We start from the raw sequence: 14,963 nt of genomic DNA, 5'->3' as shown, positions 1-14,963 counted from the left end.
TGAATCACGGGTTCAAACCGTGAACAAAATCTGGCATGGTGCTTGCCATGCCTATCGTTTCCCCGATTCCCCTCAACCCGCTGATCGACGGCCGCCAGTCGGAACGCGCCATGCTTGTGCGGCGCGGCGTGCAGCGTCTGCTGACCCAAATGGGCGCGCATGTGCTGCCGGAGCTATCCCTGGCCACCGGCCGGCGGGCCGATCTTGTCGCGCTGACCCGGCAGGGCGACATCTGGATCATCGAGATCAAATCCTCCATCGAGGATTTCCGTGTCGACCGCAAATGGCCGGACTACCGGCTGCATGCCGACCGCTTCTTCTTCGCCACCCATCCCGGCGTGCCCGCGGAAATCTTTCCGCAGGAGTGCGGCTTCATCCTCTCCGACGGCTATGGCGCGGAGATCTTGCGCGAGGCGCCGGAGCACCGCATGGCCGCCGCGACGCGCAAGGCGCTGATGCTCAGGATCGCGCGTGCGGGCGCGGCGCGGCTGCTGGCGGCGGAGCTTGCCGGTGTTTCGGTGCCGGTGCTGGACGGCGAAAGCGAGTAGGACGCTATCTCGTCGTCGCTGGCCGCGGGCCGCGCAGCACCGGGCTGCACTGCGCCGGGACCCAAAGCGCAGCCCCTACTCGACATTGACGTCCACGACAATTTTGTACGCGTTCCCATCAAAAGTATGAACCGAGAAGGTCATCTGATCCTGCCCCTTGAACCCGGCAGCCGATTTGTAGACGCCTTTTATTCCGTCGACCTTTCGAGAATTGCATTTAAACCTCTGGTTGGTTTTCGCAAAAGATGTGTAAACCTTCCCTTCAACCAACCTAACTTCCCCATGGCTCGGCCCGGAGATGATTTTTACATCGTCCTTGCCGGCAGAAGAGCAGTCCACATTCAGGCTCGCTCCCTTAAAGACGAGAATCTCCTGGCCCGTCAGTGCTGTTTTTTCGTAGCTCGACAGATGTGTGAACGCAGCCGCCGGAGAGAGCCCAAACCCCAAAACCGCGACCGTTGCTATGACACTTGTTGTGCGACATACCATTATTGCTGACCCCTTAACCGAGTGAATTACCCCGCCGCTGTTTGACGGCACGCTGAAGCACGCTAGCATTCCAGCGATAGCTTCAACTCATCAAATTCAAGTCATCGGAAAGTAGTGGTTCGCCTTACAACGCTTCCATTGATCGACAAGACGGGTTCCCGCCGCTGCCCTACTCCACTTCTTCTTCGGCGCCACCCCGCGCCGGCGCCATCAGCAGCACCGCCGCGCCGGCCAGCGCGGCGATCAGCGAGCCGGCGAGGATGCCGACCTTCACCGCGTCCTGAAGGGCCGCGTCATTGGCGAAGGCGAGCAGGCCGATGAACAGGCTCATGGTGAAGCCTATACCGCACAGAAACGAAATGCCCACCATGTGCAGCCAGCCGGCATTGGCCGGCAGGTCGGCGAGGCCGAGCCGGATGGCGAGAGCCGAGGAGCCGAAGACGCCGACCAGCTTGCCGACGACGAGGCCGGCGGCGACGCCCAGCGTCAGAGGCTCGGCCAGCGCCGCAACGCTCAAGCCGCCTAGCGAGACGCCGGCATTGGCGAAGCCGAAGATCGGGATGACGATGAAAGGCACGAGCTTGTGCAGGCCGTGCTCCAGCCGGTGCAGTGGCGAGTGTTCGACGTCGTGACCGATGCCGGGCGAACGCTCAAGCGGGATGGTCAGCGCCAGCGCCACGCCGGCAAGCGTCGCATGCACGCCCGATTTCAGCACCAGCACCCAAAGCAGCGCGCCCAGCACGAGATAGGGCAAGAGGTTCATCACCCGCATGCGGTTGAGCGCGATCAATACGGCGATGACCGCAAAGGCGGCGCCGAGATAGGCGAGCGACAGGCCGCTGGTGTAGAACAGCGCGATGATGATGACGGCGCCGAGATCGTCGATGATGGCCAAAGCGGTAAGAAACACTTTCAGCGAGGCCGGCACGCGGCTGCCGAGCAGCGACAGCACGCCCAGCGCGAAGGCGATGTCGGTGGCGGTGGGGATCGCCCAGCCGGGAAGGGCCGCCTGGTTGTCGCGGTTGACCAACACATAGACCAGCGCCGGAAACACCATGCCGCCGGCCGCGGCGATGCCCGGCAGCACGCGGCGCGGCCAGGTTGAGAGCTGACCGTCCAACATCTCGCGCTTGATCTCCAGCCCGACCAGGAGGAAGAACACCGCCATAAGCCCGTCATTGACCCAGTGCGAGACGCTGAGCGGCCCGAGATAGGCGTGGAGGGCGGCGAAATAGATTTCGGCAAACGGCGAGTTTGCGACGATGAGCGCAAGGGCGGCGGCCGCCATCAGGATGATGCCGCCGGCCGCCTCGCCGTCGAGGAATTCGCGAAGCATCGATTTCGGCCGCTCGTCGCGCATGACCCCTCCGTCACATGGCCCGCCGGCCGGTGTCCTTCGCGATGATGCTCAAACTTGCACGACCGGGCAAGCATTGGACCGGTCGGTCACCGTCGCCCTCCTTGCAAGCGCCGGCGCCGCCCCTCACCTGCCTGCCGGCATCCTCTCCCCGTATGGCGGGGAGAGGGGCGCTCTCGTCGATGATTTCGCCAATCGCCAGCCTTGCTAGGCGGGAGCCAGCGCTGCCTTCGACACCCGCGTCGGCAGCACCGTGCGCGCGTTTAAGCAGGTTACCGCGGCGCCCGCTTTGCCAGAATCCGCTGCAGGGTGCGCCGGTGCATGTTGAGCCGGCGCGCGGTCTCGGAGACGTTGCGGTCGCACATTTCGTAGACGCGCTGGATATGTTCCCAGCGCACGCGGTCAGCCGACATCGGGTTTTCCGGGGGTGCGGCCCGCTCGCCCGCGGTGCGGGTCAGTGCCGCGAAGACGTCGTCGGCATCGGCGGGCTTCGACAGGTAGTCGACGGCGCCGAGCTTCACCGCCGTCACCGCGGTGGCGATGTTGCCGTAGCCGGTCAGGATGATGGTGCGGGAATCGTCGCGCTTCTCGCGGATGGCGGCGACCACGTCGAGGCCGTTGCCGTCGCCGAGCCGCATGTCGACCACCGCATAGGCCGGCGGGCGGGCGCGCGCCTTGGCGACCGCCTCTTCCACGCTTTCCGCCGTCTCGACCGCGAAGCCCCTGGTTTCCATGGCGCGGGCAAGCCGAGTGAGAAATGGCTTGTCGTCGTCGACGATCAGCAGCGAGGTGTCCTCGCCTTCTACCATTGCGCCGGTGGGTTCTTCTGCGCTCATTTGCGTCAGCATCCTACTGCCTTACTTTTACGCAGATACAATTCTGCAACAGCAATGTCCAATTTTTACAGCCGGCAACAAAGCTGCCATGCGCCAAATGCATAGGCTCACGCATTGTCGAATGCGGTGCCCGGGGCATGCTCGGGATTGAGGAAGACGCCGCGAGGCCAGGTGATCTGCACCACCGCCCCCTCGCCGAGCCCGCTCGAATTGCGAAAATCGATCGTCGCGCCCGAGCGCTCCAGCAACGTCTTGGCGATGAACAGCCCGAGCCCGAGGCCGCCGCCGGCCTCTGTTCCCTGGCGTGTCGACATATAGGGCTCGCCGATGCGGTCGATGATTTCCGGCGGGAAACCCGGCCCGTCGTCGATGATCGAGAACGAGACCTCCTCACTGTCCCAGTTCCAGCTGACGGTGACCGTGTTCTTGGCGAAGTCGACGGCGTTCTCGACCAGATTGCCGAGCCCGTAGATGACGCCCGGGCTGCGCTGCCCAACCGGCTCCGGGCCGATGCGCTCGCCGGGGCGCAGCCGGATCGAGATGCCGAAGTCGCGGTGCGGCGCCGTCACTTCCTCGACCAGCGAGGTCAGCGGCAGGCGCGAAAGATGCGCCTCGCCTTCCGAGGACAGGCTGGTCAGCCGCTTCAGGATCTCGCGGCAACGCTCGCTCTGCGAGCGCAGCAGCTTCACGTCCTCGCTGAATTTTGGATCCTCGCCCAGCGCCTTTTCCATTTCCTTGGCGACGACGGTGATGGTGGCCAAAGGTGTGCCGAGCTCATGCGCGGCGGCCGCCGCGAGGCCGTCGAGCGCCGAAAGATGCTGCTCGCGCTGCAGCACCAGTTCGGTGGCGGCGAGCGCGTTGGCGAGCAGGCGTGCCTCGGCCGCGACGCGGAAGGCGTAAATCGCGGTGAAGGCGATCGAGGCGAACACCGCCATCCACATGCCGGCGACATAGATGAAGGGCATCGACAGCGGCGCGCCCTCGTACCAGGGCAGCGGCAGATGGAAGAACACAAGCAGCGTGGCCGCCGCGATAACCAGCGCGCCGAGCACCGCGGTGAGGCGCAGCGGCAGTGATGCGGCGGAAATGACGACGGGCACCGAGAGCAGGACCGAAAACGGATTGGTCAGGCCGCCGGTCATATAGAGCAGGCCGGCAAGCTGCAGGCTGTCGATGGTGAGGATGACGAAGGCCGAGAGCGGGGTCAGCCGATGCGCCGCGGGATAGCGGAAGGTGAGCCAGAGGTTCATCCAGGCCGAGCAGGCGATCAGCGCGAAGCACAGCGAGACCGGAAGCGGGAATTTCAGCCCGTAGCCGACGACGAGCACCGCGATGCTCTGGCCGACGATGGCCAGCCAGCGCAGGCGGATCAGCGTGTTGAGCCGCAGCCGCTGGCTCTGCTGGGAATCGGGCGCGCGCAGAATATTGATCATCGACTTACGATTATAGCCGCAGGAGGGTGAGCGCTAGTAGCGCTGTGACGGTGACTTGACCGGTCAGCGGCCGTTGTTTCGGTTCACCATCATGAGCGCTTGATGATTGGCCGAGGCCCCTCGCGATTTCGTCATCCACGGGCGGAGCGACGCGAAGCGGAGCGCAGGCCCGAAGATGACGAAGTGATGGGCGTTTGCGCCAATCGCCAACGCGCGTTGCCCACTAACGCGAATGGCCCGCCGAAAGCGGCACGAACCTATGTCCCGCGCGGCTTGGCGCGGCTGGTGGCGGCCGCCAGCAGCGGGTTTTCCGGCCAGACATGCTTGGGATAGCGACCGCGCATATCGGTGCGCACATCCGCCCACGAGCCGCGCCAGAAGCCGGGCAGATCGCGCGTCGTCTGGATCGGGCGGTGCGCCGGCGACAACAGCTCCAGAGTCAGCGGCACCGTACCGCCCGCGATCGAAGGATGGCGATCGAGGCCGAACAGCTCCTGCACGCGGATCGCCAGCACCGGCCATTCGCCGTCATAGCGGATCGGCACATGGCTGCCCGAGGGCGCGTCGAAATGGGTCGGCGCCAGCGCGTCGACCTCGCGCTGCAGGTCGTGCGGGACCAGCGACATCAGCCCCGCCGCAAGCGCCGGTGGCCTGATCGCCGCGAAGGAGGCCTCGCCGGCAAGGAAAGGCAGCAGCCAGTCGTCGAGACGGTCGAGAAGCGCCTGGTCCGAGACGTCGGGCCAGGGAGAACCGAGGCCGCGATAGAGCCACCCGAGCCGCTGGCGCAGCGTTTCCGCCTCGTTACCCCAGTCGAGCAGCGACAGGCCGTGCTCGCGCAGGGCGTCCAGCATGGCCCGATCGGCCTCGGCACCGGAAGGTGCGGGCAGCATGCGCTCGGAAAGGGTGATGGCGCCGAGCCGCGCCGTCTCGCGCACGCGCACGGCGCGGCGCTCGCGGTCGAAACTCGTCTCGCGCTTCGTCTCGATGCGGTCGGCAAGCGCGGTGCGGATAACCGCCTCGTCGACGGGCGCGGCGGCGGTGATACGGGCATTCTGCGCCTTGCCCTGCAGATCGGCGACGACCAGCCAGCTCTCACCGGCAAGCGGATCGGCAGCATCGACCATCGCGCCGGAACCGTTGGCGAGCACGAAGCGGCCGCGCTCGCCGCGGGCTCTGGCGACACGATCCGGCCAGGCATGGATCAGCAAGGCGCCGGGCGCGGCTGGCGAGTCTGCCCTTGCCCCGCCTGCCTGCTTGGCCAGGCGTGCGGCAAGTTGCCGGGCGGCACCGGCGCGCGGCGATTTTTCGGCGCGGAAGCGGATCAGCCGTCGTTCCAAATCTGCGCTGTCGCCGCCAAGCCCGCGCTCCGTCAAAAGCACGGCAAGCATCGCCGCTTCCTGCGCCTGCCCGATCTCAGCCGCTTCGGCCACCATATGCGCGAGCCGCACGGGCAGAGCGAGCTTGCGCATCGCCGCGCCCGCCTCCGTCAAGCGGCCCGCGTCATCGATTGCATGCAGCGCTTTGAGCAACACCCTCGCTTCGTTGAGCGCCGGCGCCGGCGGCGGGTCGAGGAAGGACAGGCTCGACGGATCGGCGACGCCGAAAGCGGCGCAGTCGAGCAACATGCCGGAAAGGTCAGCCTCGAGGATTTCCGGCGGTGTGAAGGCGGGCAGCGCCGCCGTCTGCTCGGCACGCCACAATCGGATGGCGACGCCCGGCTGCGTTCGTCCGGCGCGGCCGGCCCGCTGATCGGCGGAAGCCTTGCTGACGCGCACCGTTTCCAGCCGGGTCAGGCCGCTTGCCGGCTCGTAGCGCGGCAGGCGCGACAGGCCGCAATCGATGACGACGCGCACGCCGTCGATGGTGATCGAGGTCTCGGCGATCGAGGTCGCCAGCACCACTTTACGGCGGCCAGGCGACGCCGGCTTGATCGCGGCATCCTGCGCCCTGTTGTCCAACTGGCCATAGAGCGGAACGATGTCGGTATCGGCACCGAGGCGATCTTCTAGCCGCTCTGCGGTGCGCTCGATCTCGCGCTGTCCGGGCAGGAAAGCGAGCACGCTGCCCTGCTCGGCGGCTAAAGCCGAGCGAACTGCCTGGGCCATCGCGTCCTCGACCGCCATGCCGGCCGGCCGCTCGTCATAGCGGATGTCGACCGGGAAGGCGCGGCCCTCGCTTTCGACCACCGGCGCCCCGTCCAGTAGTTTTGCGACGCGCGCGCCGTCGAGCGTCGCCGACATCACCAGCAGGCGCAGATCCGGCCGCAGCGCGCCCTGCACATCGAGCGCCAGCGCGAGGCCGAAATCGCCGTCGAGCGAACGCTCGTGGAATTCATCGAAGATCACCGCCGCAACGCCGGGCAGTTCGGGATCGTCGAGGATCATGCGCGACAGCACGCCTTCGGTGACGACGAGGATCTTTGTCCGCGCTGAAGTGCGGTTCTCCATGCGCATCGCGTAGCCGACTGTACCACCCGGCTCCTCGCCGACAAGCTCGGCCATGCGACGGGCGGCGGCGCGGGCTGCCAGCCTACGCGGCTCCAGCAGCACGATCCTGCCTTCGCCGAGCCAGGGCGCGTCGAGCAGCGCCAGCGGCACCAGCGTCGTCTTGCCGGCACCGGGCGGCGCCACCAGCACGGCGCTGTTGCGCCCGGCGAGCGCCTCGCCGAGCACCGGCAGCACGGCGGATACCGGGAGTTCCGGCAAAATTCCTCTGTTCATGGCGTCCGCATATCAGCGGCCACGGTGAGCGCGCAACCTGTCCCGGAATTGCCTAAAGCCTGGTGCGCGTGAACGGGTTCCAGCGCACGGTGCCCAGCCGTACCTCCTCGCGAACCATGGTCAGCAGGCCCGAGGCGCCGAGCACCGCAAGGCCGGCCATCGTCAGCAGGTCGGGATCTTCCCGGAAGAACAACGAGCCCAGCACCACCGCCCAGACGATCTGTGAATAATGCGTCGGCGCGATCCGGTTGGCGGGCGCGTATTTGGCCGCGAGAAGCTGCAACAGCTGACCGCCGGCGGTGAAGGCGCCGGCCATGACCAGCCAGATCAGCTGATTGCCATCCGGCAAGGTGAACGACGTTGCCGCCACACCGAGGCCATTGAAGAGCAGGCCATAGCCGACAAGCACGCCGAGCATCGTCGTGCGCTTCTCCTGCTGCGCCAGCGACCGCATCAGGATGACGCTGGTGGCGGCAAGAAAGGCGATGGCAAAGGCCGCGAGGTGGCCGAGATGAAGTTCGCGGAAACCCGGCCTGACGACCAGCATGACGCCGGCAAAGCCGGCGACCACGGCGAGCCATCGCCACGGCCCAACCTTCTCCTTCAGGATGAGAGTGGAGAGGATGGTGACGAACAACGGCGCCAGGAAAATCAACGCATAGACTTCCGCCAGCGGAATGGTGGTGAAGGCATAGACGCTGAGCACGCCAGATGCGATGCCCGCCCAGGCGCGGGCCTGCACGGCCCAGGGCCGGCTGGTGCGCCAGAAGTCGCGCCAGCGCTCATCGGCAGGCCTTGTGAAGAACAGGAAACAGCCGGCAAACAAGGTTACGAAGAAGCCGATCTCGAAGACGGTGAACTGCCCGCCCAGGCTCTTGATGACGGCATCGCTCCACGAATAGCTTGCATAGGCGACGAGGGCGAGCAGGATTCCGTTCGGCACGTTCCATATCCGGGAGAAAAGAAGTGAAGATACTGGCGCTGGGGGCTCATCCCGACGATATCGAGATATTCATGTTCGGTACGCTGGCCGCCTATGCCGCGCTAGGCGCAGAGCTGACTTTTGCGATAGCCACGGACGGCGCCAAGGGCGGCAACGGCGATCCGGCCGCGCTTGTCAAAGCGCGGCGCGAGGAAGCGACCGAGGCGGCCACCCTGCTCGGCGTCACACCGCGTTTCCTCGGTTTCCCCGACGGGGCGCTGGTTGCGGATGCCGCATTGATCGACACACTCAAGGCGCTGATCGGCGAGGTGCAACCGGACCTCGCGATCACGCATGCGCCGAACGACTATCACGGCGACCACCGCGCGCTGTCGGACGGCGTGCGCATCGCGGCGTCCTTCGAGGTACCGGTGCTGCATGCCGACACGCTGGGCGGCACAGGTTTCTCGCCGACGCATTACGTCGACATTTCGAGCCACTGGGACCTCAAGGGGCAGGCGATTCTCGCGCATCGCTCACAGGGGCCCGAGCATTATCTCAACGGTGCACGCATGCAGAACGCGTTCCGCGCCGGCCAATGCAACGGCGCGCCCGGCGCGCTGGCCGAGGCGTTTCGGTTCGAGCCCGTCTTCCCCTTTGCCGACATCCGCGAGCTGCTGCCTCCGGCGCCGCGGATCCGGCCGGTCACGGTGGGCCCGAAGAGCGTCAAGTAGCCGGCTGAAGCTACGAGCCGCCAAGGCACCGACAGTTATTTCCCAACGATTTCAAGCACCGCCTTCGTCATGCTGCGGCGCAGCAACGAATTCGCTTGCGTTGTTTAGTAAAAAGAGCATCACTAAACAAATTACTAAACATCGGCGGCGCGACGCGCGCCATGTTCAGGCCCTCGGAGGAGCGAGGTTGAGGCTTTGAAACCGTCATCCGGACGCGTTTCGCAAATGGGAGGTAAGGCATGAAATCGACCTTGAAACTGGCGTTGGGACTGGCCTCGGCGGCACTCGCGTCGACCGCCGTCTCGAACGCGGCGCATGCGGAAGACCTGACGCTTTGCTGGGCGGCCTGGGATCCGGCCAACGCGCTCGTGGAACTGTCCAAGGACTTCACCAAGGAAACCGGCATCGGCATGAAGTTCGAATTCGTGCCGTGGACCAACTATGCCGACCGCTTCCTTAACGAGCTCAACTCACACGGCAAGCTCTGCGACCTGATCATCGGTGACAGCCAGTGGATCGGCGGCGCGGCCGAGAACGGTCATTACGTCAAGCTGAACGACTTCTTCGACAAGGAGAAGATCAGCATGGACGACTTCGTGCCGGCGACCGTCGTCGGCTATTCCGAATGGCCGAAGAACACGCCGAACTACTGGGCGCTGCCGGCCATGGGCGACGTGGTCGGCTGGACATATCGCAAGGACTGGTTCTCGCGGCCGGAACTGCAGAAGGAGTTCAAGGAGAAGTATGGCTGGGACCTCGCCCCGCCGACGACCTTCGACCAGCTGAAGCAGATCGCCGAGTTCTTCCAGAAGCGGCAGATCGACGGCAAGACCGTCTATGGCGCCTCGATCTACACCGAGCGCGGCTCGGAAGGCATCACCATGGGCGCCATGGACGTGCTTTACAGCTACGGCTTCCAGTATGAGAACCCGAAGAAGCCCTATGAGATGGACGGCTTCGTCAATTCCGAGAAGTCGGTGAAGGGGCTAGAATTCTACAAGGCGCTCTATGATTGCTGCACGCCGCCCGGCGCCTCCAACAGCTACATGGGCGAAGGCGTCGATGCCTTCAAATCCGGCCAGGTGGCAATGCACATGAACTTCGCCTTCACTTGGCCCGGCCTCCAGAAGGACGAGAATGTCGGCGGCGACAAGATCGGTTACTTCGCCAATCCGAAAGGTCCCGACGGCGACCAGTTCGCGCAGCTCGGCGGCCAGGGCATCTCGGTGGTTTCCTACTCCGACAAGCAGGAATCGGCGCTGAAATACATCAAGTGGTTCGCCAACAAGGACGTGCAGGCCAAGTGGTGGTCGCTCGGCGGCTATTCCTGCCTGAACTCCGTCGTCAAGGATCCGAAGTTCCCGTCCAGCCAGCCCTATGCGCAGGCCTTCCTCGACTCCATGGCGATCGTGAAGGACTTCTGGGCAGAGCCGAGCTACGCGCCGCTGCTGCAGGCCTCGCAGAAGCGCTTCCACGACTATGTCGTCGCCGGCCAGGGCTCGGCCAAGGATGCGCTCGACGGCCTCGTCAAGGACTGGACGCAGATCTTCCAGGACGACGGCAAGATGTAAGGCTCCTCCCGAGCAGGTGCGTCCCGTGCCGCCTAGGCACGGGACGCAGTTCAGATAAATTCCAGCGCCGAGGCTGACCAGTGACCGATGCAGGACTAACCATGCTCAATCGGACTGCGGACAACGCTGCGCGGGCCACACCCGAGCCGTTGGCCAGGAAGATCCGGGGCATCAGCGACAAGGGCCTCGCCTGGCTGTTCATTTCGCCGACGATCCTTCTGCTTTTAGCCATCAACATCTTCCCGCTGTTCTGGGCGATCTACCTCTCCTTCACCAATTACCGCGCCAATCGCCCGAACGAAGTGGTCAAGAATCTCGGGCTTTCCAACTACAGGCGCATCCTCGGCGACCAGGATATCTGGATCGCCATGCAGACGACGGCGCATTTCGTCTTCTGGACCATCCTGCTGCAGACGGTGCTCGGCTTCACGCTCGCCTGGCTGATCGACCGGAAATTCCGCGGCCACGCCTTCTGGACCACGATCATCCTGGTGCCGATGATGCTATCCCCGGCGGTGGTCGGCAATTTCTGGCGCTTCCTCTACGAACCGCAGATCGGGCTGTTCGCCTACGCCGTCTCATTCCTCACCGGCATCCCGCCGACGAATGTCCAGATGCTGTCCAATGTCGAGCTGGCGCCATGGGCGATCATCATCGTCGACACCTGGATGTGGACGCCTTACGTGATGCTGATTTGCCTCGCCGGTCTGCGTTCCATCCCAGAATACATTTATGAAGCGGCCGAGGTCGACCGCGCCTCCAACTGGCGGCAGTTCTGGTCGATCACCCTGCCGATGGCGCTGCCCTTCATCATGCTGGCGGTGCTGTTCCGCGGCATCGAGAACTTCAAGATGTTCGACATGGTCAACCTGCTCACCGGCGGCGGACCGGGCTCGACCACCGAGGTCGCCTCGATAACACTGAAGCGGCAGGCCTTCGAAAGCTGGCGCACCGGCTATTCCTCGGCTTTCGCCATCGTCCTGTTCGTCGCGGTGTTCGGCCTTGCCAACATCTACGTCAAGGCACTCAACAAGGTGAAGCAGAGATGAGCCTGACCGCCGCCCATTCCGTCGTCGCACCTTCGACGAACTCGAAGCGGATCGCCGGCGTGCTCGTCGTCGGCTACGCGCTGATCTCGATCGTGCCGCTCTTGTGGATCTTCGCCACCAGCTTCAAGACGCCGCCGGATTCGATCGCCTATCCGCCGAAGATCGTCTTCCAGCCGAGCATCGAAGGCTACTGCAACCTGTTCACGACGCGCACCAGGCAGACGCCGGAATACATCAACGCGCTCGGACCGGCGACCGGCTTCTGCGACGAGACGGTGCGCAAGCGCAACATGGTGATCGCCGGCCCGTCGAACTTCCTGCCGCGCTTCGTCAACTCGCTGATCATCGCCTTCGGCTCGACCTTCTGCGCGGTGTTCCTCGGCACGCTCTCGGCCTACGGCTTCTCGCGCTTCAAGGTGCCTTTGGCAGACGACCTCCTGTTCTTCATCCTGTCGACGCGCATGATGCCGCCGATCGCCGTCGCGATCCCGATCTACCTGATGTACCGCGAGCTCGGCCTCTCCGACACCGCGCTCGGCATGATCCTGCTCTACACCGCGGTCAATGTCTCGCTGGCGGTCTGGCTGCTCAAGGGCTTCATCGACGAGATCCCGCGCGAATACGAAGAAGCGGCGATGATCGACGGCTATACGCGGCTGCAGGCCTTCTGGCGCACGGTGCTGCCGCAGGCGACTACCGGCATTGCCGCGACCGCCATCTTCTGCCTGATCTTTGCCTGGAACGAATATGCCTTCGCCGCGCTTCTGACCTCCGGCACGGCGCAGACCGCGCCGCCCTTCATCCCGACCATCATCGGCGAAGGCGGCCAGGACTGGCCGGCAGTCGCCGCCGGCACGACGATATTCCTGGTGCCGATCCTGGTCTTCACCATCCTGCTCCGCAAGCAATTGCTGCGCGGCATTACCTTCGGCGCGGTGCGCAAATGAGCACGATCCAGCCTGCAAAACGCAAATCGCGTTGGCCCGTCTGGGCAAGACGCGGCCTGATGGAAAACATCGCCACCGCGATCATCGCCATCGGCTTTTCGATGCTGTTCCAGCCTTTCGCGCTGTCGCTCTACAGCTATTCCTTCGTCACCATGCTCGCCGGCACCGCCATGTTCATCGTCGTCTCGAAATTCCCGGAATAAAAATGGCCGAGATCCGTGTTCAGAACCTGAGGAAGGCCTTCGGCGAGTTCGTCGCCGTGCAGGATTCCAATTTCGTCGTCGAGGATGGCGAGTTCTTCGTCATGCTCGGGCCGTCGGGCTGCGGCAAGACGACGACGCTCCGCATGATCGCCGGTCTCGAACTGCCCACCGGCGGCAAGATCCTGCTCGGCGGCGAGGACGTCACCATGCGCCGGGCGCGCGAGCGTGACATCGCCTTCGTCTTCCAGCTCTTCGCGCTCTATCCGCATATGAATGTGCGCAAGAACATCGGCTTCCCGCTCTTGGCGCAAGGCATGGCGTCGGCCGAGATCCGCACGCGCGTCGAGGAGACCGCGAAGCTGCTGCGCATCGACCACCTGCTCGACAAGTCGGTCTCCGGTCTTGCCGGCGGCGACCGCCAACGCGTCGCGCTCGGCCGCGCCATCGTCAGGCGACCGAAATGTTTCCTGATGGATGAGCCGCTTGGAACCCTCGACACCGAGTTCCGCGATTTGATGGTGCATGAGCTGCGCGAGCTGCACAACCGCATCCACGCCACCACCGTCTATGTCACGCACGACCAGATGGAAGCGATGTCCATGGCCGACAAGATAGCGGTGATGAACCACGGCGTCATCGAACAGTTCGGCAGCCCGCGCGAAATCTACGACCGCCCGGCCACGATGTTCGTCGCCGATTTCATCGGCTCGCCGCCGATGAACTTCTTGCGCTTCGGCGGCGGGCTCGCGAAGGGTGCGAAGGAGATCGTCGTGCAGGGCGCCAGGGTGAGGGTGCCGGAAGTGCGCGAGGATATTGCGCCGGCCGACATGGCGCTTGGCATCCGCCCCGAGCACATCCGTTTCGACGATGCCTCGAAGCTGCGCGGCGCGATCTACGGCACCGAATATCTCGGCACCACGCAGATCGTCGCGGTGGAGACGGCTGACGGCATCATCAAGGCCCGGGTGCCGGCCGGACTCCATCTGAATACGGGCGAACAGGTAGGGCTGGCATTGAGCAGCGCGCGGCTGTCGCTGTTCGAGAAAGGCACTGGACGCGCGGTGAAAACCGCCATGTGCGATCAGGCAGTGGAGGCGCGCCATGGCTGACGTGCAGATTCAGGGTGTGACCAAGAGCTTCGGCGAGACAGTCGCGGTCAGCGATCTCGACCTGCAGATCAAGGACGGCGAGTTCGTCGTGCTGCTCGGCCCGACCGGCGCCGGCAAGACGACGACGCTCAGGCTGATCGCAGGGCTCGAGCGGCCGGACAGCGGCACGATCCAGATCGGCGGCCACGATGCGACGGGGCTGTCGCCGGCCGAGCGCGACACGGCCTTCGTCTTCCAGCAATATTCGCTCTACCCGCATCTTTCCGTCTTCGACAACCTCGCCTTCCCGCTGCGCTCGCCGGCGCGGCGTTTTCCGGAGGAAGCAATCCGCCGCCGCGTCGAAGAAGTGGCGCGGATGGTGCGCATCGACCACAAGCTCAACAACCGCTCGACCAGGCTGTCGGGCGGCGAGATGCAGCGCGTCGCCATCGGCCGCGCGCTGGTGCGAAAGCCCTCGATCTATCTGATGGACGAGCCGCTGTCCTCGCTCGACGCCAAGCTGCGCGCCGATCTCAGGCTCGAGCTGAAGCGCATCCAGTCCGAGCTCGGCGCCACCATGCTCTACGTCACGCATGACCAGATCGAGGCGATGACCATGGCCGACCGCATCGGCATCCTCTCCGAGGGCGTGCTGGTGCAGATCGGCACGCCGCGCGCGATCTATTCCGAGCCGGCAAACCTTCATGTCGCGGCCCGCCTCGGGCAGCCGGCGATCAACCTTCTGCCGGCAGGGCTGCTGCCCGACGGCGCCGCGCCCACCGGCACGACGACGATCGGCGCGCGCACCGAACATCTCGCGATCGAAAAGGCGGCGAACGGCCATGCCGACGGCGTCGTCGACTGGGTCGAGCATCTCGGCGACCAGAACCATCTGCATGTCACGGTGGGCGCCAAGAAGCTGGTAACGCTGACCGATCCCGACACGTCGCTCGCAAAGGGGGACAGAGTGACGATCCGCTATCGCTCGCCGCTTTATTTTGGGTCGGACGGGCAAAGATTGATGTAGCCGGCGCACCCGCACTTTTTTGACGACCGCAGATACGAC

General features: G+C 64.9%; 14 protein-coding genes. 8 read left to right on the top strand and 6 right to left on the bottom strand.

The features are described from left to right. Positions 1 to 47 precede the first annotated feature (47 nt). A complete protein-coding gene (locus A9K71_RS27945; RefSeq protein WP_170950297.1) occupies positions 48 to 548 on the top strand; it encodes an MmcB family DNA repair protein in 501 nt (166 codons plus the stop codon). Positions 549 to 623: 75 nt separating this feature from the next. On the opposite strand, the gene A9K71_RS27940 is transcribed toward A9K71_RS27945, so the two are convergent. The 6 genes from A9K71_RS27940 to A9K71_RS27915 form a co-directional block, all read right to left on the bottom strand. After that, a complete protein-coding gene (locus A9K71_RS27940; RefSeq protein ID WP_245299809.1) occupies positions 624 to 1,088 on the bottom strand; it encodes a hypothetical protein in 465 nt (154 codons plus the stop codon). Positions 1,089 to 1,206: 118 nt separating this feature from the next. Then, entirely contained in the window at positions 1,207 to 2,397 is a 1,191-nt protein-coding gene (gene nhaA / locus A9K71_RS27935; RefSeq protein WP_067003515.1) for a Na+/H+ antiporter NhaA, read from the bottom strand. Positions 2,398 to 2,666: 269 nt separating this feature from the next. Beyond that, complete coding sequence (locus tag A9K71_RS27930) at positions 2,667 to 3,230, bottom strand: ActR/PrrA/RegA family redox response regulator transcription factor (RefSeq protein ID WP_040974834.1); 564 nt, start codon at positions 3,228 to 3,230, stop codon at positions 2,667 to 2,669. A 107-nt stretch (positions 3,231 to 3,337) separates the two neighbouring features. Further along, entirely contained in the window at positions 3,338 to 4,663 is a 1,326-nt protein-coding gene (locus A9K71_RS27925) for an ActS/PrrB/RegB family redox-sensitive histidine kinase (RefSeq protein WP_067003513.1), read from the bottom strand. A 257-nt stretch (positions 4,664 to 4,920) separates the two neighbouring features. Continuing rightward, positions 4,921 to 7,383 (bottom strand): ATP-dependent helicase HrpB, encoded by a 2,463-nt coding sequence (hrpB, locus tag A9K71_RS27920; protein WP_067003511.1) that lies wholly within the window; start codon positions 7,381 to 7,383, stop codon positions 4,921 to 4,923. Between the two features lie 52 nt (positions 7,384 to 7,435). Then, complete coding sequence (locus tag A9K71_RS27915) at positions 7,436 to 8,326, bottom strand: DMT family transporter (protein WP_067003509.1); 891 nt, start codon at positions 8,324 to 8,326, stop codon at positions 7,436 to 7,438. Between the two features lie 23 nt (positions 8,327 to 8,349). Here A9K71_RS27915 and A9K71_RS27910 point away from each other — a divergent pair, with 23 nt between their 5' ends. The 7 genes from A9K71_RS27910 to A9K71_RS27880 all read left to right on the top strand — a co-directional run bounded on the left by A9K71_RS27910 (position 8,350) and on the right by A9K71_RS27880 (position 14,924). Beyond that, positions 8,350 to 9,039, top strand: coding sequence for a PIG-L deacetylase family protein (locus A9K71_RS27910; protein ID WP_067003507.1), 690 nt, complete (start codon positions 8,350 to 8,352; stop codon positions 9,037 to 9,039). 239 nt (positions 9,040 to 9,278) lie between these two features. Beyond that, positions 9,279 to 10,610: an extracellular solute-binding protein gene (locus A9K71_RS27905; protein WP_067003505.1), complete on the top strand. Its 1,332-nt coding sequence runs from the start codon at positions 9,279 to 9,281 to the stop codon at positions 10,608 to 10,610. A gap of 101 nt (positions 10,611 to 10,711) precedes the next feature. Continuing rightward, the gene (locus A9K71_RS27900) at positions 10,712 to 11,659 is read left to right on the top strand and encodes a sugar ABC transporter permease (protein ID WP_067003503.1); all 948 of its coding nucleotides are present in this window, start codon (positions 10,712 to 10,714) and stop codon (positions 11,657 to 11,659) included. Then, entirely contained in the window at positions 11,656 to 12,606 is a 951-nt protein-coding gene (locus tag A9K71_RS27895; RefSeq protein ID WP_067003501.1) for a carbohydrate ABC transporter permease, read from the top strand. The genes A9K71_RS27900 and A9K71_RS27895 overlap by 4 nt, the downstream gene beginning before the upstream one ends. Then, positions 12,603 to 12,809: a hypothetical protein gene (locus A9K71_RS27890; RefSeq protein WP_067003499.1), complete on the top strand. Its 207-nt coding sequence runs from the start codon at positions 12,603 to 12,605 to the stop codon at positions 12,807 to 12,809. The genes A9K71_RS27895 and A9K71_RS27890 overlap by 4 nt, the downstream gene beginning before the upstream one ends. 2 nt (positions 12,810 to 12,811) lie before the next feature. Further along, entirely contained in the window at positions 12,812 to 13,918 is a 1,107-nt protein-coding gene (locus tag A9K71_RS27885; RefSeq protein WP_067003497.1) for an ABC transporter ATP-binding protein, read from the top strand. Then, complete coding sequence (locus A9K71_RS27880) at positions 13,911 to 14,924, top strand: ABC transporter ATP-binding protein (RefSeq protein ID WP_067003495.1); 1,014 nt, start codon at positions 13,911 to 13,913, stop codon at positions 14,922 to 14,924. Before A9K71_RS27885 ends, A9K71_RS27880 begins: the two co-directional genes overlap by 8 nt. Positions 14,925 to 14,963: the final 39 nt, after the last annotated feature.

The organism is Mesorhizobium sp. WSM3873 (assembly GCF_001672445.1).
Taxonomy (GTDB): domain Bacteria; phylum Pseudomonadota; class Alphaproteobacteria; order Rhizobiales; family Rhizobiaceae; genus Mesorhizobium.
The sequence above is the reverse complement of the archived record's forward strand: the minus strand, read 5'-3'. Positions and strand labels throughout refer to the sequence as shown.